General features: G+C 34.6%; 27 protein-coding genes and 1 pseudogene. 20 read left to right on the forward strand and 8 right to left on the reverse strand.

What is annotated here, in order from left to right; genetic code table 11:
- Positions 1-120 precede the first annotated feature (120 nt).
- From tkt to AC3WTA_RS17190, 10 genes and pseudogenes are all read left to right on the forward strand, one after another.
- Complete coding sequence (gene tkt, locus AC3WTA_RS17145; protein ID WP_000019757.1) at positions 121-2,121, forward strand: transketolase; 2,001 nt, start codon at positions 121-123, stop codon at positions 2,119-2,121.
- Positions 2,122-2,277: 156 nt separating this feature from the next.
- On the forward strand, positions 2,278-2,718 hold the full coding sequence (gene sirA, locus AC3WTA_RS17150; RefSeq protein ID WP_000860651.1) for a sporulation inhibitor of replication protein SirA: 441 nt from the start codon (positions 2,278-2,280) through the stop codon (positions 2,716-2,718).
- Between the two features lie 78 nt (positions 2,719-2,796).
- Positions 2,797-3,018, forward strand: coding sequence for a YneF family protein (locus AC3WTA_RS17155; protein WP_001123316.1), 222 nt, complete (start codon positions 2,797-2,799; stop codon positions 3,016-3,018).
- A 125-nt stretch (positions 3,019-3,143) separates the two neighbouring features.
- A complete protein-coding gene (locus tag AC3WTA_RS17160; protein WP_000862361.1) occupies positions 3,144-4,895 on the forward strand; it encodes an ABC transporter ATP-binding protein in 1,752 nt (583 codons plus the stop codon).
- Entirely contained in the window at positions 4,895-6,658 is a 1,764-nt protein-coding gene (locus AC3WTA_RS17165; RefSeq protein ID WP_000145979.1) for an ABC transporter ATP-binding protein, read from the forward strand. The genes AC3WTA_RS17160 and AC3WTA_RS17165 overlap by 1 nt, the downstream gene beginning before the upstream one ends.
- Before the next feature lie 132 nt (positions 6,659-6,790).
- Positions 6,791-7,761, forward strand: a pseudogene (locus AC3WTA_RS17170) (GH25 family lysozyme); the annotation flags it as partial.
- Between the two features lie 219 nt (positions 7,762-7,980).
- Positions 7,981-9,000 (forward strand): nuclease-related domain-containing protein, encoded by a 1,020-nt coding sequence (locus AC3WTA_RS17175; RefSeq protein WP_000385078.1) that lies wholly within the window; start codon positions 7,981-7,983, stop codon positions 8,998-9,000.
- A 6-nt stretch (positions 9,001-9,006) separates the two neighbouring features.
- On the forward strand, positions 9,007-9,573 hold the full coding sequence (locus AC3WTA_RS17180) for a hypothetical protein (protein WP_098828877.1): 567 nt from the start codon (positions 9,007-9,009) through the stop codon (positions 9,571-9,573).
- 206 nt (positions 9,574-9,779) lie between these two features.
- A complete protein-coding gene (locus AC3WTA_RS17185; RefSeq protein ID WP_000644411.1) occupies positions 9,780-9,926 on the forward strand; it encodes a BC1881 family protein in 147 nt (48 codons plus the stop codon).
- A gap of 98 nt (positions 9,927-10,024) precedes the next feature.
- Positions 10,025-10,780, forward strand: coding sequence for a sulfite exporter TauE/SafE family protein (locus tag AC3WTA_RS17190; protein ID WP_000974680.1), 756 nt, complete (start codon positions 10,025-10,027; stop codon positions 10,778-10,780).
- Between the two features lie 309 nt (positions 10,781-11,089).
- Here the strand turns inward: AC3WTA_RS17190 and AC3WTA_RS17195 are convergent, their stop codons facing one another.
- The gene (locus AC3WTA_RS17195) at positions 11,090-11,296 is read right to left on the reverse strand and encodes a DUF3903 domain-containing protein (RefSeq protein WP_000624204.1); all 207 of its coding nucleotides are present in this window, start codon (positions 11,294-11,296) and stop codon (positions 11,090-11,092) included.
- 141 nt (positions 11,297-11,437) lie between these two features.
- Between AC3WTA_RS17195 and AC3WTA_RS17200 the strand changes: the two genes are divergently transcribed.
- Entirely contained in the window at positions 11,438-11,851 is a 414-nt protein-coding gene (locus tag AC3WTA_RS17200) for an NUDIX hydrolase (protein WP_098828878.1), read from the forward strand.
- Between the two features lie 12 nt (positions 11,852-11,863).
- On the opposite strand, the gene AC3WTA_RS17205 is transcribed toward AC3WTA_RS17200, so the two are convergent.
- Both AC3WTA_RS17205 and AC3WTA_RS17210 read right to left on the reverse strand, forming a co-directional pair.
- Complete coding sequence (locus AC3WTA_RS17205; RefSeq protein ID WP_000578956.1) at positions 11,864-12,541, reverse strand: LrgB family protein; 678 nt, start codon at positions 12,539-12,541, stop codon at positions 11,864-11,866.
- The gene (locus tag AC3WTA_RS17210; RefSeq protein WP_000872362.1) at positions 12,538-12,903 is read right to left on the reverse strand and encodes a CidA/LrgA family holin-like protein; all 366 of its coding nucleotides are present in this window, start codon (positions 12,901-12,903) and stop codon (positions 12,538-12,540) included. Before AC3WTA_RS17210 ends, AC3WTA_RS17205 begins: the two co-directional genes overlap by 4 nt.
- Before the next feature lie 152 nt (positions 12,904-13,055).
- Here AC3WTA_RS17210 and alsR point away from each other — a divergent pair, with 152 nt between their 5' ends.
- Positions 13,056-13,961 carry an acetoin biosynthesis transcriptional regulator AlsR gene (gene alsR, locus AC3WTA_RS17215; protein WP_000423222.1) on the forward strand — a complete coding sequence of 302 codons (906 nt, stop codon included), beginning with the start codon at positions 13,056-13,058 and terminating at the stop codon, positions 13,959-13,961.
- 63 nt (positions 13,962-14,024) lie between these two features.
- On the opposite strand, the gene AC3WTA_RS17220 is transcribed toward alsR, so the two are convergent.
- Entirely contained in the window at positions 14,025-14,624 is a 600-nt protein-coding gene (locus AC3WTA_RS17220; protein WP_001220595.1) for a YgaN family protein, read from the reverse strand.
- Between the two features lie 174 nt (positions 14,625-14,798).
- Between AC3WTA_RS17220 and AC3WTA_RS17225 the strand changes: the two genes are divergently transcribed.
- The 3 genes from AC3WTA_RS17225 (at position 14,799) to AC3WTA_RS17235 (ending at position 17,313) form a co-directional block, all read left to right on the forward strand.
- The gene (locus AC3WTA_RS17225) at positions 14,799-15,356 is read left to right on the forward strand and encodes an FtsX-like permease family protein (protein WP_000050588.1); all 558 of its coding nucleotides are present in this window, start codon (positions 14,799-14,801) and stop codon (positions 15,354-15,356) included.
- Positions 15,357-15,464: 108 nt separating this feature from the next.
- On the forward strand, positions 15,465-16,376 hold the full coding sequence (locus AC3WTA_RS17230; RefSeq protein WP_000180644.1) for an ABC transporter ATP-binding protein: 912 nt from the start codon (positions 15,465-15,467) through the stop codon (positions 16,374-16,376).
- Entirely contained in the window at positions 16,369-17,313 is a 945-nt protein-coding gene (locus tag AC3WTA_RS17235; RefSeq protein ID WP_000482782.1) for an ABC transporter permease, read from the forward strand. Before AC3WTA_RS17230 ends, AC3WTA_RS17235 begins: the two co-directional genes overlap by 8 nt.
- Before the next feature lie 37 nt (positions 17,314-17,350).
- Here AC3WTA_RS17235 and AC3WTA_RS17240 read toward each other — a convergent pair whose 3' ends face one another.
- Together AC3WTA_RS17240 and AC3WTA_RS17245 are read right to left on the reverse strand one after the other, a co-directional pair.
- On the reverse strand, positions 17,351-18,496 hold the full coding sequence (locus tag AC3WTA_RS17240; RefSeq protein WP_000729786.1) for a M20 peptidase aminoacylase family protein: 1,146 nt from the start codon (positions 18,494-18,496) through the stop codon (positions 17,351-17,353).
- An 88-nt stretch (positions 18,497-18,584) separates the two neighbouring features.
- The gene (locus tag AC3WTA_RS17245) at positions 18,585-19,493 is read right to left on the reverse strand and encodes an EamA family transporter (RefSeq protein WP_000947017.1); all 909 of its coding nucleotides are present in this window, start codon (positions 19,491-19,493) and stop codon (positions 18,585-18,587) included.
- Between the two features lie 325 nt (positions 19,494-19,818).
- Between AC3WTA_RS17245 and AC3WTA_RS17250 the strand changes: the two genes are divergently transcribed.
- The 3 genes from AC3WTA_RS17250 to AC3WTA_RS17260 all read left to right on the forward strand — a co-directional run bounded on the left by AC3WTA_RS17250 (position 19,819) and on the right by AC3WTA_RS17260 (position 21,283).
- Positions 19,819-19,962, forward strand: coding sequence for a peptidase T (locus AC3WTA_RS17250; RefSeq protein ID WP_098208976.1), 144 nt, complete (start codon positions 19,819-19,821; stop codon positions 19,960-19,962).
- A gap of 16 nt (positions 19,963-19,978) precedes the next feature.
- The gene (gene ccdA, locus AC3WTA_RS17255) at positions 19,979-20,686 is read left to right on the forward strand and encodes a cytochrome c-type biogenesis protein CcdA (protein WP_001152684.1); all 708 of its coding nucleotides are present in this window, start codon (positions 19,979-19,981) and stop codon (positions 20,684-20,686) included.
- A gap of 90 nt (positions 20,687-20,776) precedes the next feature.
- Positions 20,777-21,283, forward strand: coding sequence for a CcdC family protein (locus tag AC3WTA_RS17260; RefSeq protein WP_001028637.1), 507 nt, complete (start codon positions 20,777-20,779; stop codon positions 21,281-21,283).
- 71 nt (positions 21,284-21,354) lie between these two features.
- On the opposite strand, the gene AC3WTA_RS17265 is transcribed toward AC3WTA_RS17260, so the two are convergent.
- Positions 21,355-21,786: a DUF2621 domain-containing protein gene (locus AC3WTA_RS17265; RefSeq protein WP_000889390.1), complete on the reverse strand. Its 432-nt coding sequence runs from the start codon at positions 21,784-21,786 to the stop codon at positions 21,355-21,357.
- A 103-nt stretch (positions 21,787-21,889) separates the two neighbouring features.
- Complete coding sequence (locus AC3WTA_RS17270) at positions 21,890-22,186, reverse strand: hypothetical protein (protein WP_000262403.1); 297 nt, start codon at positions 22,184-22,186, stop codon at positions 21,890-21,892.
- 244 nt (positions 22,187-22,430) lie between these two features.
- On the opposite strand from AC3WTA_RS17270, the gene AC3WTA_RS17275 reads away from it, so the two are divergent.
- Both AC3WTA_RS17275 and AC3WTA_RS17280 read left to right on the forward strand, forming a co-directional pair.
- Complete coding sequence (locus AC3WTA_RS17275) at positions 22,431-23,018, forward strand: AAA family ATPase (RefSeq protein ID WP_070169031.1); 588 nt, start codon at positions 22,431-22,433, stop codon at positions 23,016-23,018.
- A complete protein-coding gene (locus AC3WTA_RS17280; protein ID WP_000722192.1) occupies positions 23,015-23,587 on the forward strand; it encodes a DJ-1/PfpI family protein in 573 nt (190 codons plus the stop codon). The genes AC3WTA_RS17275 and AC3WTA_RS17280 overlap by 4 nt, the downstream gene beginning before the upstream one ends.
- Positions 23,588-23,599 lie beyond the last annotated feature (12 nt).

The raw sequence follows: 23,599 nt of genomic DNA on the forward strand, positions 1-23,599 counted from the left end.
TTTTATGAAAATCCAAAAAAATATCAACATATTTGTCGATACATGTTGTATAATCTTGCGTGGGAAGCTATCATATAAATGTATAAAACGTTTACTAATATAAGCGAAGGGAAGAATAGCATGTCACATTCAATCGAACAACTTTCTATCAACACGATTCGCACATTATCCATCGATGCGATTGAAAAAGCAAACTCTGGTCACCCAGGAATGCCAATGGGTGCAGCACCAATGGCTTATACATTATGGACTCAATTTATGAAACACAATCCAAATAACCCAACGTGGTTTAACCGTGATCGTTTCGTATTATCTGCAGGTCATGGTTCAATGTTATTATACAGCCTACTTCACCTATCTGGTTATGATGTAACAATGGATGACTTAAAGAACTTCCGTCAATGGGGAAGCAAAACTCCAGGACATCCTGAGTACGGTCATACAGCAGGTGTAGACGCAACTACTGGTCCACTTGGACAAGGTATTGCAACTGCTGTAGGTATGGCAATGGCTGAAAGACATTTAGCGGCTAAATATAACCGTGATGCGTATAATGTAGTAGATCATCATACATACGCTATTTGTGGTGATGGAGATTTAATGGAAGGCGTTTCTGCTGAAGCATCTTCATTAGCTGCTCATTTACAATTAGGTCGTCTAGTTGTGCTTTATGATTCAAACGATATTTCATTAGATGGCGATTTAAATCGTTCATTCTCTGAAAGTGTAGAAGATCGTTACAAAGCATACGGATGGCAAGTAATCCGTGTTGAGGATGGAAACGATATTGAAGCTATCGCGAAAGCAATCGAAGAAGCGAAAGCTGACGAAAAACGCCCAACGCTAATTGAAGTAAGAACGACAATTGGTTTCGGTTCTCCAAACAAATCAGGAAAATCAGCTTCACATGGTTCTCCACTTGGTGTAGACGAAACAAAATTAACGAAAGAAGCATATGCTTGGACTGCTGAGCAAGACTTCCATGTAGCAGAAGAAGTATATGACAACTTCCGTAAAACAGTACAAGATGTTGGTGAAACTGCGCAAGCAGCGTGGAACACGATGCTAGGTGAATATGCACAAGCATACCCAGAATTAGCAAATGAATTGCAAGCGGCAATGAATGGTCTTCTTCCAGAAGGTTGGGAGCAAAACTTACCAACTTATGAATTAGGATCAAAAGCAGCAACTCGTAATTCTTCAGGTGCTGTAATTAATGCAATTGCAGAGTCTGTACCATCATTCTTCGGTGGATCTGCTGACCTTGCTGGTTCTAACAAAACATACATGAATAACGAAAAAGACTTTACAAGAGATGATTACAGCGGTAAAAACATTTGGTACGGTGTACGTGAGTTTGCAATGGGTGCAGCAATGAACGGTATTGCACTACATGGCGGTTTAAAAACTTACGGTGGTACGTTCTTCGTATTCTCTGATTACTTACGTCCAGCAATTCGTCTTGCAGCATTAATGCAATTGCCAGTAACGTATGTATTCACACACGACAGTATCGCTGTTGGTGAAGACGGTCCAACACATGAACCAGTCGAGCAATTAGCAGCGCTTCGTGCAATGCCAAATGTATCTGTTATTCGTCCAGCTGATGGTAACGAATCTGTTGCAGCTTGGAGACTAGCTCTAGAATCTACAAACAAACCAACTGCTTTAGTATTAACTCGTCAAGACCTTCCAACATTAGAAGGTGCAAAAGACGATACGTATGAAAAAGTAGCAAAAGGTGCATATGTAGTTTCTGCAAGCAAGAAAGAAACGGCTGATGTAATCTTACTTGCAACTGGATCTGAAGTAAGTCTAGCTATTGAAGCACAAAAAGTTCTAGCAGTAGACGGCGTTGACGCAGCTGTTGTCAGCATGCCATCTATGGATCGCTTTGAAGCTCAAACTGCTGAGTACAAAGAATCTGTATTACCAAAAGCAGTAACAAAACGTTTCGCAATCGAAATGGGTGCTACATTCGGATGGCACCGTTACGTAGGTCTTGACGGAGATGTGTTAGGTATCGATACATTCGGTGCTTCTGCTCCTGGTGAGAAGATTATGGAAGAGTATGGATTTACTGTAGAGAACGTTGTTCGTAAAGTAAAAGAAATGCTTTAATGATTTTAGAAAAATCTCTCCAGCATGGAGAGGTTTTTCTATGTAAATGAGTTTTTTCGACAGAAAAAGTTTTTTATCTCTCCGCAGTCAGACAATCATTGCAAAATTTCTTCTATATAATGAAGGGAAAAGGTTGTCCAGATTGGGAGGCAAAAGATGAAAACGTATGAATTGTATTTAATTCAAGAGGATATTGCGAAAGCTTACTTTGGTCGTGAATATTTGTTTTTTGATTTATTTTCTCGATTTTCAGAATCTGTTTCCCTTTCGGAGAAAAAAGTGTTATATAAACAAATGATGTATATAACGAGGCCATTACAAGTAATGAAAATTCATCATAAATTAGAACAAGCTTTGCGGGTTCTTGGTAAATATGATCGAACACACCATACACATACACTTTATACAGGAGCGGAATACGGCGAAATAATGGTGAAACCACACTATATTCGCATGAATACCTCTGGAAATGTCTCTATGGAAACGACTTTCTTTGAGGTGTTAAGAAAGTGTGAATTAACATTTTTAGCTATGGATTATGAAAATACAAAGTATGGATGGCTGAATCCTCTAAAACAAGTACGAACATATGTGTAAAAAATGTCGAATTGTATCTTGTCTTATTGAAAAGGTTTTAGTACACTGTAAGGTAGACAACATGAAGGAGGAAAATATATGCCAATTTGGTTAGGTATTCTAGTGGGCGTAGTAGCACTAGTAGCAGGCGTGGCGTTAGGATTTTTCATTGCCCGCAAATACATGATGAACTACTTAGAAAAAAATCCACCAATTAATGAACAAATGTTAAAAATGATGATGATGCAAATGGGACAAAAACCTTCCCAAAAGAAAATCAATCAAATGATGAGCGCGATGAGCAAGCAACAAACAAAATAAGCGCTAAAGGGCACTCGATAAGAGTGCCCTTTCCTATTGGATTTTTCGAAGCGTTTAAAACTTTTAAAAATTCAGTATTTTTGGTAAACTGAAAACATCGCTCATTTTAAGAGAGGAGGATAAAAATGAAGGTATTTATTAATTTAGCGTGGTTTTTTAAACAAGAAAAACGAGCGTACATAATCGGAATTATTATGTTATTTGGTGTCGCGCTTCTTGAACTTGTAGCTCCGAAAGTACTAGGTATTGTAGTAGATGAAATTAATAATGGAACATTAACATCTGAAAAATTGTTGAAGTGGGTTATTCTGTTAGTAGTTGTAGGGATTACTATGTACATATTACGTTATTTATGGCGTATTATGATTTTTGGATCTTCGTTAAAACTAGCCCGTCAATTACGAAAGAATTTATATGAACATTTTACAAAGATGAGCCCATCTTTCTATCAATCACGTCGTACGGGTGATTTGATGGCGCATGCGACTAATGATATTCAGGCGATTCAACAAACTGCTGGATCGGGCGTTTTAACACTTGTTGACTCATTAGCGGTTGGGGGATGTGTACTCGTAGCGATGGGTTTTACAATTAGTTGGAAGTTAACATTGTTAAGCTTAATTCCAATGCCGATTGTAGCGATTTCGACAAATTATTATGGAACGTTATTACATAAAAGGTTTCATAAAGCGCAGCAATCGTTTTCAGAAATCAATGATAAAGTGCAAGAGAGTATGAGTGGGATGAAGGTAATTCGATCACTTGGACAAGAGAAAGAAGATTTACAAGCATTTCGAAAAAAATCAGAAGATGTTGTACATAAAAATATGTTAGTCGCACGTATTGATTCGTTGTTTGATCCAACAATCTCTCTTATCGTTGGATTTTCTTTTTTAATTGCAGTGTGTTACGGGTCAGTATTAGTTGTGAGGGGTGAATTAACTGTAGGTGATCTCGTTACATTTACAACGTATTTAGGTACCCTCGTTTGGCCAATGTTAGCCTTTGGATGGTTGTTCAACATTATGGAACGTGGGCGTGCTTCGTATGACCGTGTAGAAAAAATTCTCTCGCAAAAATCAGATGTAGTAAATAGAGAAGATGCTGTACATAAAGTAGCAAGCGGTGATGTTACATTTGCGGTCGATTCATTTTCATATAAGAAAAATGAACTGTTACAGCTAATAGATGTTCACTTTGATTTGAAGAAGGGTGAAACACTAGGCGTTGTCGGACGTACAGGAGCAGGGAAAACGACTTTATTAAAATGTTTAATCCGTGAGTATGATCATTTTAGTGGTGAATTAAAAGTTGGGGAGCGGGATATTCGCGATGTAACACTTTACGGTGTCCGTTCTGCCATTTCATACGTGCCGCAAGATCATTTTTTATTTTCAGCGAGTATTGGGGAGAATATTGCCTTCGGAAAGGCGGATGCTACATATAATGAAATAACCCGCGCTGCAGAGATTGCTTGTATTCATAATGACATCCTCCAATTTTCAGAAGGATATGAAACGGTAGTAGGAGAAAGAGGCGTTTCGTTATCTGGAGGCCAAAAACAGAGAATCTCTATTGCACGTGCTTTATTAACGAATGCGGAAATTTTAATTTTAGATGATTGTTTATCAGCGGTAGATGCAAAAACAGAAGAAACGATTTTAAATGCATTAAAGAGGGAAAGAGAAGGAAAAACAACGATTATTACTGCTCATCGTTTAAGTGCAATTCAACATGCCAATCTTATACTTGTTGTGGATGAAGGCAGAATTGTGCAACGAGGTACACATGAACAATTAATGAAAGAAAACGGTTGGTATAAAGAAATGTACGAGAGCCAGCAGTTAGAAGCATTAGTCGAGAAAGGAGGCGTATGATGACCGGGAAGAAGCGGAGTGATTTAAGTAGATTACTTTCTTATATGAAGCCATATAAAAGGTTGCTATCTTTAGCATTTATCTTTTTAGTTGGTGCAACTGTAACTGAAATGATGGGTCCTTTTTTAATTAAACAATTTCTTGATGAACATTTAGTACCACGTAACTTTGATCAATCAGCACTTGTTACTCTATTTGTAGTGTATCTTATTGCTCACTTATTAAAAGTATTATTTACTTATTTAGACTTATTGTATTTTCAAAATATCGCTTTTAAAATTGTTCAAGATATGCGTGTTGAAGTATATGATCATGTTCAAAAGTTGTCATTAAGTTTCTTTGATCGTACGCCGATTGGTACGCTTGTATCGCGCATAACGAATGATACGGAAGCAATTAAAGATTTTTATGTCAGTGTATTATCCACATTTGTCAAAAATGTAGTCTTTTTAATAGGTATTTTAGTAGCAATGTTTTTATTAAATGTAAAACTAGCCCTATTTTCTCTCATATTAATTCCGATAATGTTTGCGATTATGGTGCTATATCGCCGGAAAAGTGCAGCCTTTTATTTAGAAGTACGTAATCAATTAAGCGTGTTAAATGCAAAGTTAAATGAGTCCATTCAAGGAATGAATATTGTTCAAGTGTTCAGACAAGAAAAGCGTATGAGAAAAGAGTTTGAAGAAGTGAATAATAAACATTATAGTGCAGGGCGGCGGACGTTAAAGTTAGACGCGTTACTTTTACGTCCAGCAACTGATTTAGTTCATATTGTGGCTATTGCGTTAGTACTTGGTTTATTTGGAATTGATGCATTGAAGAGTCCTGTTGAAGTAGGTGTCTTATATGCGTTTGTTAATTATATACATCGTTTCTTCCAGCCTGTAAATGAGATGATGATGAAATTATCATTCTTCCAACAGGCACTTGTTTCATCATCACGTGTATTTCATTTAATGGATGAGAAAGATTTAGCTCCAGTTCAAAAAGGGGATGGAAATCCTCAAGTTGTTAATGGAGAAATTGAATTTAAAAATGTTACTTTTTCGTATGATGGAAAACGTGATGTTTTAAAAAATGTATCTTTTCACGTGAAACAAGGGCAAACGGTTGCTTTCGTTGGGCACACTGGTAGCGGAAAAAGTACTATTATGAATTTGTTAATGCGATTTTATAATATTAAGTCTGGAAATATTGTAATAGATGGTGTAGATTTAGAGAAATTTGAAGAACGAGAAATTAGAAAGAAAATAGGACTCGTATTGCAAGATGCATTTTTATTTGCGGGAAATGTAAAACAAAATATTCGTATGTACAATGAAGAAATTACGGATGAAGAAGTAAAAGAAGCGGCACAGTTTGTGCAAGCGAATACGTTTATTGAAAAATTACCAGAGCAGTATGAAACAGAAGTAGTAGAAAGAGGAGCTGCATTTTCTAGTGGTCAACGCCAATTAATTGCTTTTGCTAGAACGATAGCAACGAATCCGAAAGTATTAGTATTAGATGAAGCAACAGCTAATATTGATACAGAAACAGAAGATGCGATCCAAACAGCATTACAGCAAATGCGAAAAGGGAGAACGACTATAGCAATTGCACACAGATTATCTACAATTCAAGATGCAGATCAAATTTTTGTTATGCATGATGGAGAAATAGTAGAAAGAGGAACACATCAAGAATTACTGAGTGAGCAAGGGTTGTATTATAATATGTATTTACTACAAAATAAAGGGATCTTACAAAAGGCCTTGTAATTACAAGGCCTTTTTACTTTGTTTATAAAATATGTTTGCTCTCAATGTCTATAGTATAAACGTCGTGACCCTTTATTAAAGTTGTACATATTGTATGTATACGAAATGAAAAAAATTGATAGGAGCTTTTATATGCAAGATAGATCTAGTTCAAATATTACGTTTATCGATGTGTCTCATTGGGAAGGGAACATTGATTGGAATGCAATGAAGGGATCGGATCGGGTATTTCAGCGGCGTATGCAAAAGCGACAGAAGGTGTGAATAATCTTGATCCGACTTTGGTTCAAAATGTACAAGCAGCGCGAAATGCGAATGTATTAATCGGTGCATACCATTTTGCACATCCAGAACTAAATGATGCAATTTCAGAAGCGAAACATTTTGTGAACATATTACAAAGCAATCAGACAGACTTAATGCCAGTTTTAGATTTAGAATCACCGATAAATCCGAGTAATAGTAATTTAACTGGTACTGCTATATCTAATTGGGCAAGAAGTTTCATAAATTATGTGAAACAGGCTACTGGAAAAGACGTCATGTTATATACAGGAGTTTGGTATATTAATGAGTTTGGAATTAACGGATTAAGTGATATTCCACTTTGGATTTCTAAATACTCTAGTACGCCGCCTGCTGATGCTGGTGGATGGACAGAGTGGACAGCATGGCAATACACAGATTCTGGTCGAATTTCAGGTGTAGTAGGAAATTGTGACGTATCAGCAGCGGTTTCATTAGAAGCTTTGCAAGGAAATGGAACCAATGGTGGTGGAAATGTTTCTCCACCTAGTACTGCTACTGCAGTCTACGGCGTTGCTGTAATTAAAGGCGATAATGTAAATTTACGGAGTGGACCATCTTTACAATCTAGTGTAATTCGCCAGCTAAATAGAGGAGAATCGTATGAAGTTTTGAGTGAACAAGATGGTTGGCTTGCTTTAGGTGGAAACGAATGGATATACTATGATCCAAGTTACATTCAGTATAAACATTATGTGGCGACTATTACTGGTGATAATGTGAATCTGCGGGATGCTCCATCATTAAATGGAAATGTTATAAGACAGTTACATCGCGGTGAGGCTTATAGAGTATGGTGTACAATAAAATGCACGTAAAAGGTATCTCGCCTGAGATGCCTTTTATTCTGCTATTTGCAGGCAACCTGAAACAATCAGTGGGGAATGGGGAAAATCGCTTATTAAAGTCTCTCTTCATTAAAAATATGTAATTTTTACAAAGTGTATATTGAAAGCATAGTATAATATAATGGATGTTTATAAAAATAAATGAAAATGAAATAAAGGAGTAAAAATATGGATTATTTGCTAATAGGTGTGATTTTATTATTATTAGCTGTAGCATTCGTGCTGTTCTATAAAAATAAGCAGCTAGAATCAGAGAGTCAGCAAGTAGAATTTGAAAAGAAACAAGCAATTGAAACGTATGAAAATGAAATTGCAGCTACAGTTACAGAGCATAAAGAACAACAAAATACATTAAAAAATATGGAACAGAAGAAATACAATGATTTACAAATAAGTGCAGCTAGAGAACTTGAAAATATGCGTATGTTGAAAAATCAATTAGCTGTGCAACATAGTAAAGAACGCACTGAAGTGCAAGAAAAGCATAGTAACGAAATACATATGTTTCAACAATTAATTGCAAATTTGCGAGAGTATACGAAAAATGGAGCTGAAGTGAATACACACGAAACATTACATTATATGAAGCGAGGCTTCGTAGATCAAGGCATAATAAAAGATAATGAATTTCATATTATGCCGAATGTTTTTATTAGAAATCAGCACGGTGGAAATGATTTTCGAATTCATCATCTTGTTTTAAGTAAAACGGGTATGTATGTACTTGAGACGAAAGAATGGACAGGGAAATTAATTCATGGCTTAACGAAAGACAATGCTAGTATATATTCATTTATGATTGATGAAATTGGCAAGTATCAACAAGAGGAAGAGAAAGAAGAGACGTTTGCATACATTACAGGTGAAGATTCATTAACGATACAAGTGAAAAATGAAGGGAATCCAGTATATAGAGCGAAGAAACTATCGCATATTCTATACAATTGTTTGAAAGAAGTACAAGTAGATATTGTAAAGGAAAATGTAAAACCGATTGTATATTTTTATAATGAGAGCGGGAAAGAAGTGCTAGATCTTTCTGAAGAAAAAACGCCGAGATTAAAAGATAGAGAGCAAATTGTAACGTTCTTCAGAAATGAGATCTTAACAGGGAAAATAATATATACTGAGCAAGAGTTAGAAAAACTTCGAGAAACCATTAATCGAATAAATTATATAATGAATTAAAAAGAGGTGGGCTTTCTGAGTACTATATTAAGGGGTATTTTGTATGTTTATATTTGTTTGTATATACTAATGTATCTTGCTTTTATGTTTATTATTGGTATGGCTCATATGTCATTAAGTGTAACGAGCGTTTTTGTAATAGTCGTGCCATTTGTTTTATTAGTTATGATTCAAAAGTCGATCTTATATGTTGCTAAAAATCGTAATGAAGAAAAGAAGCAAATGTCGGGAGTGTTAATAGTAGCACTTATTCCGTTAATAGTATGTACTGCACAATTAAGTATGAATACATACACTTCAAAGTTTAATCAAGATCGATGGTTACATGCTGAAGATAAACGGGTACATATGGTAGATGATCTAATACAAAAATATAAATTAACAGGAAAATCAAATGAAGAAATTACACAATTATTAGGAACGCCTACTGAAACGAGAAATGGAGAAAACGGGGTTATCACTTCGTACTATCTTGGAACTGAACGTGGCTTTATCCCTATAGATAGTGAACATCTTGTTTTACAATTTGACAAAGATGGTAGAGTTTTGAAATATAAGGTGCAGAGAGATTAAATAAATTTAGAAGCTATATGTTATAGCTTCTTTTTTATTTTTCAATACGTTACGGAAGGGAGAGAAGGGTTTTGAAGGGAATAAGGAATGAAAGCGGAGGTGATGCATATATATAGATGCATTGGGTTATTTTTATCGTGCATAAACGGGCAGCCTAATTAAAGTTTCACTGTATCATATTGTATAAATGAAAAGGAGGTAAGACGGTGAAAGCAATCCCGACTGATGTCCTGAGTAAAGAATTAATGGAAAGAGAAGGAGTTATATCTATTACAGTAAAGGAATTTGAAAAGATAGAAGTAGCTGGAGTAGTAGTCGCTGGTCCTGCAGTTATTTTGATTAATCAAGATTAAGTACATATTATTGAAATAAAAAGCATCCATCTAGGATGCTTTTTATTTGTATACAAGGAAGAATATAATGGATAATTGCTTTACTGGAGGGAAAGTTTGTGGCAATTATTATAACGATGTTAGTAATGGGAGTTTTATTAGGATTTGTTGGAGCAGGGGGAGCTGGTTTTATTATCGCAATACTCACTTTAGTATTCCGCATTCCTATTCATGTTGCGCTTGCAACGTCTTTAACTGCTATGGCATTTACGACATTATCTGGGGTTATAAGTCATTATCGTGAAGGAAATGTTGTGGTTACTATAGGCGGGATTGTTGGTGGATGTGGAGCACTTGGTTCTTATATTGGTGCAAAGCTTGGTTCACTTATACCACCGCATCTTCTTCATTGGTTTACAGCTGGGATGTTATTTTTATCTGCAATTTTTATGTTTGTTAAATTAATTAAGTTTCAAAATAGGGAAGAACTACTTTTAGCAGAAATTAAAGATTTTTCGAAAGAAAATATAATGAAATGTATATGTCTTGGATTAGTCACTGGAATGATGGCTGGTTCATTCGGGATTGGTTCTGCACCATTTATTCAACTTGGATTAATGGTTCTATTAGGTTTAACAATCCAGCAATCTGTAGGAACAACAATGCTTGTTATATTGCCGATTGCGATTGGAGGTGGGATAGGATATAGTTCAGAAGGGTATCTAGATTATATATTGTTATTGCAAGTATTAATTGGGACGATGTTAGGAGCGTATATCGGAGCGAAGTTTACAAATTATGCACCACGTATGCTTTTGAAGTTTTCAATGATTATGACACCAGTTGTAGCTGGATGTATGTTATTGATGGAATAAAAATAATATAGCAAACTAATATGTTTTACGAATGAATTATGTAAGTAATTCATATTTCCCATATAAAAGGATTTGCTTTAATATAATGAGTGTAAAGTTCGAGTATTTGAAGTAATACTTGAATTATATCCCTATCCCTTTTCTAAAAATGCGAACAAGTTTTGCCCTATTCTATTCAATAATTAATTGCATAGAAATATATTGTTCGATGACCATTATGGAACGTACATAATGGGAAAATCCCGATCCTTAAAGAGGATGCCCCTAATCTTCATGTGAAAATATGATCGGATAAGAAAGCTGACCAATTTATGGTCGGCTTTCTTTTTGTTCAATAGTTATTTCTTCTTTAATTTCTGTTTGCAATAATAAAGCTTTTCCGAAACGACGTTTACATTCCGCACGCACTTTTTCAATGGCTAGTAGCTGAGTAGTGGCGGGAACTGTTACGATAGCTTGGCGTGGTTTTCGATTTTCTTCACAAAAGACACATTCCACAACATATTTAGAAATCATATTTTCATCCTTCCATTTTTAATTTCTAAGAAGGGATTGTCTATGAAGTTGATGTAAGTTTTCGTCATCGTTTTCCTTTTTTCCTCTTTTTTCAAGGGGAAAATAAAGAAGAAGACGAATAGTAGTAGGGGAGGGATGTATATGGAAAGATGGATAGGTTGTGCAGCAGTATGTATAAATGAAAAAAATGAAGTTTTAATGGTGTTGCAAGGGCAAAAGGGTGAAGAAAAAAGGTGGTCTGTTCCAAGTGGAGGGCTTGAAAAGGGAGAGACACTAGAAGAATGTTATATTCGAGAAGTTTGGGAAGAAACAGGTTACAATGTGGAAGTTGTAAATAAAATATACGAAAAAGAGGGTATTACATACGGGGTTCCTGTATACGTTCATTATTATGTCGTTAAAAAAATAGGCGGTAGTATGAAAATCCAAGATCCTGATGAGTTAATACATGAAATTACTTGGAAAAGGATAGATGAAGTGAAGGAATTAACGCTATCTTTCCCGGAGGATTATGAGATTTTAAATAAATATATAATAAAAAAAGCAAGTGTTTAAACACTCGCTTTTTTAATGTATCCATGATAAGAAAAGCGGAACGATAACTAAACTAGCTCCTGCTGTTAAAAGCATAGATAAACTTGCAATGGTTCCTTCTACAGGGCCGATTTCGAATGCTTTTGATGTACCGGTTCCATTTGCGCTCGTGCCTAACATAATGCCTTTTGCGAGCGCTGTTTTAATACGGCATATACGTATGAGAGAAGGTCCGAGCAATGCTCCTGTTAACGCAGTTAAAACAACAAATACAGCTGTTAATTGTGACATACCACCGATCATTTCTGAAATGGCCATTGCAATTGGTGTCGTTACAATATGAGGTGCTAAACTATGTTCTAACGATGAATCAATTTGAAAATAATTTGCTAGTAGTGCTGAAGTAATAACTGATAAAAACGAGCCGACAATGACATTAAGTAAGATAGCTATTCCATGTTTCTTGAGTAAATCAAAGTATTTATAGATTGGCCATGCAAAAGCGACTGTTGCAGGCTTTAATAATTCTGTTAACCATTGCCCACCTGTTTCATATGTTTCATAAGGTGTGTCTAGTCCGAGTAATAAAGCAATTAAAATAATAGGGCAGACGAGAAGAGGAGAAAGTAAGCTCCAATTCCAGCGTTGATACATTTTCTTCGATATCCAATATGTGAATAGTGTTAATAGTAAACAAAGAAAGCCGATCATTGTGTGGATCCTTTCCGCTTTAGTAGCAATTCTGTTAGGAGTCCTGTAGCGAGAGTGACACAAAGTGTACTAATCATAATAATTAAAATGAGATCGATTCCATATTGTGATAGTGTATCTTTGTAGCGTATGACAGCGACTGCAGAAGGAATGAAAAATAAAATAAGTTCTTTTAATAAAAAGTCTGCTCCGTCCTGTATCCATTCTTTTTTCACTAGGTTAAATTTTAATGAAATTAACAATAAAAAAATACCGATTATACTTCCTGGAACTGGGAGGTGTGCCTGTTTTGCAATCCATTCACCTGTCCAAGCGAAACAAAATAATAATAAAATTTGTCCGCTTAATTTCCACCATTTCATACAGTACCCACCTCTTTCTTTTTTTACATAAAAATTGTAAAAAAGAATTAACAATTTCTACTATACGTTCATTCGAAAAATTTGTCTAATATATAAATTATATGTTATTAATATATTAGATGTATTAATTGAAAGTGAAAAGGGTGTCCAAAATGGAATTACGGCATTTGCAATATTTTGTTGTAGTGGCAGAGGAGTTACACTTTGGACGAGCAGCTGCTCGTTTACAAATGACACAACCACCGCTTAGTCAACAAATTCAGCAATTAGAAAAAGAAATGGGAGTTATGTTATTTTCAAGAACGAAGAGAAAAGTTGAATTAACAGAAGCTGGAGAAATGTTTTTAAAAGAAGTAAAAAAAGCGTTCGAACAAATTGATAAAGCAGTAGAAGTTGCACAAAGTGCCCAAAGGGGAGAAGTGGGCTCACTTTCAATTGGTTTTGTAGGTGCGGCGATATATGATATTTTACCATCTATCGTAAGGGAGTATAGAAAGAAATTTCCGAGAGTGTCTGTTGCATTACATGAACTGTCAACACCGGATCAGGTGCATGCACTTCATGATAACCGTATTGATATTGGCTTTTTGCGTCCGCCAATTCCAACGCAATTACTAGAGTTAGAACCAATTCAAAAACTTTCTTGTACGTTATGTTTACCGAAGGCACATCCACTTGCTGAAAAGGAAGAAATACATATTGAAGATTTAAGAGACGAACCGTTCGTATTTATTACGAGACCGGTATGGCCAGCGTTATACGATACAATTTTATCACTTTGCCGCGACGTAGGATTTAGTCCACACATTGTACAAGAAGCAACGGAATATCAAACAGTTATGGGACTTGTAGCGGCAGGAATCGGAATTACGGTAATACCTGTATCGGCGAATAAATTGTATAAAACCGAAGTCGTATATAAAGAGTTATGTGATTCGAATTTTGTTGCAGAAATGTCAGTAGCGTACAAAAAAATGAATACTAATCCAGAACTTTTAGAGTTTTTGAAAATTGCAAGAGAGAAGAAAAGAATAGAAGTTGAGGATGAGATTAATTAATTTGTTAAAAAGTACACCTCATTAAACACTAAAGCGGAAATGCAATATAATTGCATTTCCGCTTTAGTGTTCTTTTTTTAGTTCTATACTAAAGAGATAAACATGTTCGTTTTCTTGTAATAGTTGGTCAATAGCAGTTTTTTCCTCAAGCATTGGAATTCTTACGGTTTCTTTATTCGTTTTTATTATAGCCGCTAAAGTCGTCTTTTGATTGTATGTTAAGTTTATTGCAGATTGAAGAGTAGTAGAGGTAGAGCTATTTACGATTGGAGGTGCTTCTTCAGGAGCGAGCATGGAACTACCTTCAATATTAACATACCAATGTTTTTGCACTTGTACATCTTTATCGAGTTGGGATTGAGGTGGTAAAAAAGAAAGCTTTACTTTCTTTTTTTGAAAATGGGAGGTAGCTATATTCGCAATTATGTTTGTTTTTTTACCATTTTGATAATAATCAATTGTAGCATGTATTTCATCTTTTTCATTTTTTAGGGTAACGTTATAAAACATGCTGTCTCCTTCTTGAAAAGGAGTCATTTGTAAAATAGAAGTTTGTTCTTTTGTTAATTTATATGGCTCAACAATGGCATCTGCATTGTTTTTAAGTGGGCTACAACTTGTGAGAAATAATAAAGAAAAGATTAATAGCAATTTTATGCGCATGCAACCCCCTCCTTTTTACAATTATATTATGAATATGATTTTTTTACCATTTTGTTTTCTAGGACTAAAGACTTAGAAAAAATTCAGATTGTAGTGCGATGTTTAAAATGTCATATTTTTATACACTAGTAGTATAGAATGAGTATGGTATGAAGTAAGGTAGGGGAAGAATATATGTCTTTATGTCAGTTAGTGAGAAAAAATATAAGAACATTTGCTGCCAAAAGGATGAAGCAATTCATGTGGGTTGCTATGAGTACTATGATTTTATTTTTTATGATATCGCTCCAATTTAATGAAGGAGCTATTGGGAAATTAGAGACTACACTTTTATTTCAAATGAGCTTTTACATGCTGTTTATTGTATTCATTTTTATTTGTATTTTTACTACATATAAAATAACGTTTTCTCTTCTGCAAGTGAGGAAAGAGGAAATTAAATCTTATGTAGCAGAGAATAGGAAGAGAAATGACGTACTATGTTTATTATGTCAGGAGCAATTATTTATTTATGGAGCAGCGTTTGTTTTTGGATTAGTGAATGGGATGTTATTTTTGAAATTATTTACGATTATCTTTATGAAAATAGCAGGAATACAAGGGATAAATAGTGCACCGATTACAATATATGCAATAGTAGTTGTTAGTATAATTATGATCGTTATCGTCCTATTATCGATGATGCAATGTTTTCGATTTGTTCAAAGTTTACAAGATGAAAATTCATTTTAATTCAAGGGAAAGGCATGAGAAATCATGCCTTTTCCTATTTTACACATAAAAATAATCATGTTACAGTGTAAAGACCTGACAAAGAATGGGAAGGAAAGGTTGTATAGTATGACAAATGAACAATCAATTGTAAAGGTTGAGCGGTTAACGAAGCGAATCGGTTCAAAGACACTTGTAGAAAATATTAGTTTCGAAGTTAAAAAGGGTGAAGTAGTTGGTTTGCTCGGACCAAATGGTGCTGGAAAAACGACTTTAATGAGAATGATGGTCGGCATGATTCGTATGACAGAGGGAGAAGTTTGGATTGACGGCCAATCTGTAAAACAGCAATTTGAAAGTACGGCTTCGAAAATTGGAGCAGTAATTGAGACACCGGAATTTTATCCATTTTTGAGCGGCTATGAAAATTTAACATATTTTGGACGGATGAATGGCAATGTGACAGAAGAACGTATCGATGAAGTAGTGAAATTGTTAGGAATGGGACAAGTAATTGACCGTAAAGTAAAAGCATATTCACTCGGCATGAGACAACGTTTAGGAATTGCTCAAGCGCTTATTCACGATCCAGATGTATTGATATTAGATGAACCAACGAATGGATTAGACCCTAGTGGAATACATGAAATGAGAATGTACATAAAGAAAATTGCACATGAACAAGGAAAAGCGGTACTTGTATCTAGTCACTTACTTTCAGAAGTTGAATTAATGTGTGACAGAGTTATCATTATTCAGCACGGAGAATATGTGGCGACGCAAAATATTCAGCATAATCAAAGCGAAGAGATGGAGACAATCCGTATACGTGTAGATGATGCGAATAAAGCAGCAGAAATGTTAGACCAAGATGTTTTAATAAAAGGTAATGATCTACTTATTACTGTAAAAGATGAAGAAATCCCAAATGTTATTCGTACATTGCTTGAGAAAAATATTCAAGTGTATCGTGTATATGAAGAAAGAAAAACGTTAGAAGAGCAATTTTTAGAATTAACAGGGGGAAAAGATATTGTTTAATTTAGTGTATAACGAACTGTATAAAATATTTAAGCGAAAGCGAACGATTATTCCCTTTGCAGTTATTGCAGTATTAATAATTGGATTAGGATGGGTTACGGTAAAGTATTTAGAACCGGAAACAAAAGGATGGAAAGCCGATTATACAGAACGAACTGTAGAAATTGAGAAAAAGCTAGGCATGAAAAAAGAAGCTATTTTAGCGGAACGATCTGGGGACGAGCTTGTAAAGGAATATCAGCTTAAGATGAAGCATTTAGATACAGATACAGCACCGGCAAGCAGTTCTCCGCTTTCTTTCATGAGAGATACAGGTTTTATCGTATTTCCAATATTGCTCCCATTTATCCTCGTGTATGCAAGTACAATTTTTGCGAATGAATATAGCTGGGGAACATATAAATTTTTAACGATACGACCAGCGAGTCGATTTAAAATTTTGACAGCTAAATTTTTAGCAATTGTGATATTTGCAGCGTTATTGTTTATATTTAATATGATTTTCTCCACTTTATGTGGACTTGTTATTTATAAATTCCAACAGCCTGCATGGAGCGAGCTTATTTTCCAAGATGGAAATATTATAAAACAAAATATTTTTGTGGAAGCTAGTAAGTATTATATTTTATCGTGGTTGCCGACCATTGTGTACGCAGCGTTTGCATTTATGATTTCTGTATTAACAAGATCTAGTGGAGGCGCGATTGGTATTTCACTATTTCTTGCTTTATCAGGAAATATTGCATTATTAGCAGCAACTAGATATGATTGGGCGAAATATTTATTGCCAGCAAACACAGATTTATACAGTATTTCAAAGAATGGAAGTTTTATTGATGGAGTAACATTCCCATTTGCTTCATGTATGTTATTACTATATTTATTTGTATTTTTAAGCATTTCCTATACAGTATTTTTAAAACGCGATTTAACTTAAAAAAAGGAGCCGTTAAGTATTTCTTAACGGCTCTTTTTTATGCAAATTGTTTAAGTGCTTTTTCAGCTAACAAAGCGAAGTATTCTGCACTTATAGGTAATGCTTGCTCATCTACTGTAAAAGCTGGATGATGCCATTCATGTGTACCACTCGTTCCCATAAAAACGAATGAACCAGGTATTTCTTGTTGATAAAAAGAAAAATCTTCTCCGGCCATCGACGGGGTAGGAGAGATGATATTTAAATTCATTTTTTCAGCAACTTGAGAGGATAAGTTTGTTAAAGATGTATCGTTCTGAACAGCAGGAGGACCTGCATAAAAACGAAATTCTGTTTTTACACCTAATGCATCAGAAACCCCTTGAATAATACGTTTCATGAGAGCTGGAATCTTTTCACGTGTTTCAGTTTGGAATGTACGTACAGTTCCTTCCAGCGTTGCTTTTTCAGGAATTACGTTCCACGTATTTCCTGAATGGATGTTTGTGACACTGACGACGACATTATGTGAAGAGCTTATATTTCGGCTTACAATTGTTTGGAGTGCCATCACGATTTGAGAGGACGCGACAATAGGGTCTACCCCAGCATCTGGTACAGCTGCATGTGTACCAACTCCGTGAATTTCAATTTCAAATCGATCGACCCCGGCCATCAGTGGACCATCTTTAATACCGATTGTACCTACTGGTAAATCAGGTTTATTATGCATACCGAAAATAGCTTGCACGCCATGTAAATGCCCGGCTTCAATTACTTTGCAAGCACCATTGCTACTTTCTTCAGCTGGTTGGAATATAAAGCGTACAGTTCCGCTAAGAGAAGATTCTTTTTCTTTTAATAAATAAGCGGCACCTATAATAGCAGCTGTATGAAAATCATGCCCACAAGCATGCATTTTACCGGGAATTTTTGAAGCGTACGGTAAATTTGTTTCTTCTTGAATAGGAAGGGCATCAATATCAGCACGGATTGCTATAATTGGTCCGCTATTATTCCCTGAAATTTCAGCAATAACGCCTGTTTCTAAACTAGAATTTATAATCGTAATGTTTTTCTCTTCTAACCAATTTTTTATAGTCTTCGTCGTTTCAAATTCTTCGTATGATAATTCTGGATGCTCATGTAAATTTCGACGAATAGAAATTAGCATCTCAGTTAATTGCTCTAGATTTGCTGCCACGTATAATGCCTTCTTTCTTAAATAAAGTATTTACATTAAGTATACAATAAGAAAAGAGAGGATTCTCAAATGAAAATCCTCTCTCGTTTTATGCTGCCAATTTTTTGTGTGTATGATGTTTACGATAACGTCCACGCATTGCATAGGCAATTTGCGGGATTGCAATACCGATTAAAATAAGTGATACACCGATCCATTGTGAAGATAGCACCGCTTCTTTTAAAACGAATACAGACATAATTGTTGTAACTGGTAGTTCTGCTGCACCAAGAATAGTCGCTAAGCCAGAACCGATCTTTGGAATACCGATTGTAAAGGCGATAGAAGGAATAACGATACTAAATGTTCCTAATCCTAAACCGTATTTCCAAAGTCCTTCAGAAATTGCACCGCTAAAAATAAATGTTGGCGGGAATACGATCATTACTAAAGTTAAAGCGCCAGTCATTAAGAGAACACCGCGCGGTAATGAAGGTACTTCAACAGCAACTTTTCCGCTCACGAAAATGTATGTTGCGAATGTAACAGCAGATAATAAACCTAGTATGATTCCAGTCATATCGAAATCACCTGCTGATTTCTCTAGTAAACCACTTGATAAAAATGTACCTGCAAGTAAGAAAATAACGGAAATAACCTTTTCTCTTGAAGGTAATGTTTTTGTTACGACTGCTTCAATAATAATTCCAACCCAAACGAATTGGAATAAAAGTATAATTGCAATAGATGCTGGTACAGTTTTTAATGAAGCATAATAAAAAATTCCAGTAAAACTTGCAGATGTACCTGCAACGAATAAAATTAACGCTTGTTTTAATGGAACACGATGTCTAGAAAATAGAAGAGTAATAGCAAGCAAAATAATCCAACCGAACAAATATTGGCTGCCAATTACCTCTCCAAGTGAAAATCCGTCTGCATAGGCAAGTTTAACGAAAATAGCTAAAATCCCATAACTACACGCTCCTAATAAAACTAAAAGAGAATAACGAAGCATGAAAAATTCCTCCCATCTATATGAAATTGTTCCTAACGGACATATATAACTAGAGGGAAGTATACAAAATTAAAAATGAAGGGTCAAATAAAAGAAAAGTATGACATTTTATAGAATAATAATAAAAGTATGATATTTATGCATAATCTTGAAATTAGTAATAATAAAAGTATTGTAAAATCAGCTTCGTATTGTATAAAGACAGCATTTGAAAAAAATATTTTTTAGGGAGATAGAAGGGTAGTCCATTATAGTGTGCTAATCATTTGAGAAACTATGTTACCTTTGTTATGTTAATAACAATTAGAGAAGTTTCGTAGTCCAATTGAGATTGTTCTATATAATAGAAGGAAATAAAAACGTTTTATTAGAAACTGTTTGTAAGGGTAGTTTTTCTTATTATCACGTGGTTAAAGTGAGTTCACGAATTGTTCATAGTATTTTTATGTGTTTTTGCTACAATATGTAAGGAGAGGAGTGGAATCATGCAAGATATTAGTATTTTTTTAGCGTTTGGCGCTGGATTTTTATCATTTATTTCCCCATGTTGCTTACCGCTTTATCCGGCATTTTTATCGTACATAACAGGTATGTCGGTTTCTGAGTTGAAAGAAGAAAATGCAATGCTTCGTAAAAGAAGTATGATACATACAGCGTTTTTCTTACTTGGATTTTCAATTATATTTATTGCAATTGGGTTTGGTACAAGTTTTATTGGAGGCATCTTTACAAATTATAAAGATTTAATTAGACAGTTAGGTGGTATATTTATCATCGTGTTCGGTCTTATTATTGTCGGTGTATTTAAGCCGAAGTTTTTAATGCAAGACCGTAAATTTACGTTTAAAAATCGTCCGAGTGGCTATTTTGGATCCGTTCTAATTGGATTGGCCTTTGCTGCAGGGTGGACGCCTTGTACTGGACCTATTTTAGTGTCTGTCATTGGATTAGCAGCAACAAATCCAGAATCAGCAATGATTTATATGATAGCATACATACTTGGGTTTGCTATCCCATTTTTCGTGCTATCATTCTTTATTACGAAAATGTCTTGGATTAAAAGAAATAGTATGAAATTCATGAAAATCGGGGGATACGTTATGATTGTCATGGGTATCTTCCTATATTTTAACTGGATGACGAAAATTATCGTATATTTCTCAAGTTTATTTGGTGGTTTTACCGGTTTTTAGTATTATTCTGTGAAAATGTTGGAAATACTAACGGAAAAGCATATAATGAAAGTATATTTTGCATATAGCCACAAAAAAGGATGAGAAAATATGAACATAGTTGTTTTATCCAGTATCGTTGCTGTTTGTATGGCTGTTGGTGCGATGTTTATTCGTTTAAAAGCAGCTAAGAAACCGGCAACATTGAAAAAAATTATACTTCCACCATTTTTTATGAGCACGGGAGCGTTGATGTTTGTTTTTCCTGAATTTCGATTAACTCCAGCAGAAATGTTAGAAGCAATTGGCGTCGGTTTGTTTTTCTCTATTTTTCTTATTAAAACATCTAAATTTGAAATTAGAGGACAAGAGATTTATTTGAAGCGTTCAAAAGCATTTGTTTTTATATTAATTGGATTACTTGTCGTGCGGATTGTATTTAAAACATACTTAAGTCAATCTCTTGATTTAGGACAACTTAGTGGCATGTTCTTCTTACTTGCATTCGCGATGATTGTGTCATGGAGAATTGCCATGTACCGTTCCTTTACGAAATTACAGAAGGAAATGGAAAAAGAAGATGGTTTTTATAATGAAAAAGATATGAAATTAACTTGAAAACGTTATATGTATAAAATAAAAAGGACAGCGTCAAAGGCGCTGTCCTTTTTATTGAAAATAATGTGAAGTTACTTTGCGAGTAAAGATTTATAGTTAGAATAATCAATCTCTTTTTCTTGTAGTTTTTTTACTAAAAATTTATGATCACGTTTCGGTGTAGCAATAATATATCCTTTAATAATTAAATCTTGTGTAATTTGAGAGGCTTTTTCTTGTAATGCCAGTTCTCCGATTTTGCCAGCAATTTTTGATTTAGCAACATCGCGAAATAGTTCTGGAACAGGACTTACGAGCTCTTCTAACAATTGTTTTTGTTCTTCATCCCATAAATGTCTAGTTTTATTAATATAGTGCTCTTCCCAATCTAAAATGGACATACCATCTTCTTTAGGTAATCGTTTTAGGAATTTTCTGAACATAAAGTATCCACCGATAGACATAAGTCCTAATAAAATAACAGTCCATAGCACTATGAACCAACTGAACCATCCTTCGAGCAAGCTTATCCCCCCTTAATGATTGCGGTTTTCTTTTATTCATATTATAAACAGTGATATTCATAGAAAGCAAGAACGCTTGGTCATTTTGACCAAGCGTTATCATTTAAACAAAGTATAGTTGTTCAACACATAAATTATTATTATCATCTTCTACATATTCAATGATTAATGTGCCAACTTTACGATCTTTATCTTCAGTTGTGAAAATAGAGTAAGAAGTAAAACGTGCTGTTGATAGGCCGCTTATATGTGTAGGTAAAGAAATGTAGTCGTTATCGCGGAAGAATTCCATCAGTTCAATATCTTCAAATTCTTTTCGATCAACTTGTTTGTTTGTATAGCGGCGTTGAAGTTGTTTTAAAGACTCATTCCAAGAAATTGCTTTTGTATCGTATACCATTGTTCTATCTCCTTACTGTATGTAATCATTAAGAACATACGTTCTAAACTAGTATACTCTTTTTATTAGAAAAGGGAAAGCAAAAAATAATGTAAGCTTGGATTTCCAAGCTTACATTATTGATGCGTCCGTCATAATCTCTATTTTTATTATAAGTTAGATAAGAATAAGAAACAAGATGATATATATTCCGTTGATAGTTTTTAAAATTCTGTATATTATAGATATAATAAAATGCAAGGGAATGAGAGGAATGGCATATGTAATTTCACTCCAAGGACCGATGGCAGGTGGAAAAACAACATTGGCTAAAAGGTTAGAGAGATGTGGGCTTTCAGTTATATATGAAAATCCATATCCAATTGTAGAAAAGCGAAAACAATTAAATTTGGATATGAATTCAAAAGAAGGATTTATAATAAATCAAAAAATGTTTATGGAAGTAAAAATAAAGGAGTTTCAAAATGTGAAAGATTCAGTCGTGATTTTTGATCGCGGACCAGAAGATATTGAATTTTATACACTCTTTTATCCGAAAGTGATAGGGAAAGAGTGGGATATAGAAACAGAATTAAAAGATGAATTGTATAAATTAAGAGAATGCTGTTCGGATGCAATTTTTTATTTAGATGTTTCGAAAGAAAATTTATATGATAGAAAAAATAATGACGGGGCAAGAAATCGAAGTACATTCGAAGAACAATTTAAATTAGTAGAAACTGAAAAAGAATGGTATAAACAATTTCCTGTAACTTATGTGGACACGAATACATTAACAGTGGATGAGTTAGAAGCATATTTTATGGGCTGGTTAAAGGAGAAAGGACTATGAAAAAAATATTATTATTCGTATACCCAACATTTGCGGAGTTTGAAATAACAGTAGCAACAGCATTGCTGAAAAAGAAATATGAAATCATTACTGCGGGCTTAACAAAAGAGTTGATTATAAGTGAAACAGGCTTGCAAGTACAACCGCATATAGAATTAAGTGAAGTGCGTGTAGATGAATATGAGGGGATTATCATTCCAGGGGGAGACGCAGTACATATGAAAGACGCAGATATTCTCTTTTCAGTCATTCGCCAATTTTCTGAAAAAGAAAAATTAGTAGCTGCGATTTGTGCTGGACCGTATGCGTTAGCAAGAGCAGGTTTATTTAAAGGGATTTCTTATACAGCGACTATAGATTATCAAAAGTTAGATTGTTTTCCAGTAGAAAATTTTGTGTATGAAGAAGTTGTGCGACACTCAAATATTATTACAGCACAGGGGCATGCATTTGTACCATTCGGAATAGCAGTTGCCTCTTATTTTGGAGTAGCGAACGAACATAATATAAATTTTTACGGTGGTAAGGGCAATATGATGATGGAGAAACTTTTACATGAGAATGTGTAAAAGCTAGCATTT

Source organism: Bacillus sp. EB106-07-01-XG149 (assembly GCF_058791555.1).